Source organism: Streptomyces otsuchiensis (assembly GCF_004305975.1).
GTDB classification, from domain to species: domain Bacteria; phylum Actinomycetota; class Actinomycetes; order Streptomycetales; family Streptomycetaceae; genus Streptomyces; species Streptomyces otsuchiensis.
Map to the genome: position 1 here is coordinate 1 of NZ_BHZI01000556.1, position 956 is coordinate 956.

The 956-nt window shown below is 77.1% G+C and carries 1 protein-coding gene; it reads left to right on the forward strand.

Going from position 1 to position 956, the window contains the following annotated elements; genetic code table 11:
* Positions 1–662: pyridoxine/pyridoxamine 5'-phosphate oxidase (locus tag E0D90_RS25815; protein ID WP_130800322.1), on the forward strand; the 662-nt coding region annotated here is incomplete at its 5' end.
* Between the last annotated feature and the right edge of the window lie 294 nt (positions 663–956).

A 956-nucleotide genomic window follows, 5' to 3' on the forward strand; every position in this document is an offset into this window, starting at 1 on the left:
GCCTCAGCCCCGTCCCCGCCCTGCTCGCCCGCGCCACCGCCATCGGCAAGCCCCCGCCGTTCGACCCGACCGCCCCGCCCCCCGCACCCGGCGCGCTGCTCACCCGCTGGCTCACCGACGCCCTGGACGCGCAGGTCACCGCCCCGCACGCCGCCAACCTCGCCACCGTCGACGAACACGGAGACCCCGACGCACGGGTGCTGCTGCTGCGCGACGTCGAGAACGACGGCGCCGCCTGGCTGTTCGCCTCCGACAGCGACAGCCCCAAGGGCCGCCAGCTCGCACACCGCCCCGCCGCGGCGCTGACCCTGCACTGGCCCGAGATCGGCCGGCAGATCAGAGCGCGCGGCACCGTCACCGCCAGCACTCCCGAAGAGGCGGCAGCGGAGTTCCGCAGCCGCTCGCCCTTCGCCCGGCTCTCCGTCCACATCGGCCACCAGTCCGAGCCGCTCATCTCGGACGCCGCCTACGACGAGGCGGCCGACGCGGCACGGCAGCGGCTGCGCGCCGCGCCGGACGACGTGCCCGCCGGGCACACCATCTACACGCTGCACGCCCGGGAGGTGGAGTTCTGGCAGGCCGACCCCGGCCGCTGCCACCTCCGCCTCCGCTACGCGCACGACGGCGCGGGGGAGTGGAGCCGCACCCGCCTCTGGCCCTGACCGCGTCTGGCCCTGACCACCTCTGGCCCTGACCACCGGTGACCGACGACCGGTGACCGGTGATCGGTGGGCGGGACAGCGGCGGCGCGCGCGCCGCGCACCGGCGCGGGCAGGGCGTACGCCGCGCGGGGTGTGGCGGCGTGCGCGCCGCCGACCGCGCCGGTGGGCGGTCCGCACGCCGCCCAGACGGGGCTCAGCCCGGCTCCCCCTGTGTCCTGTCGGGCGTCCGGCTCGTTGGGTACGTCATGGTGAGACACGCACGGATCCCCACCCGCCGCGACACCCAGCCCCCTC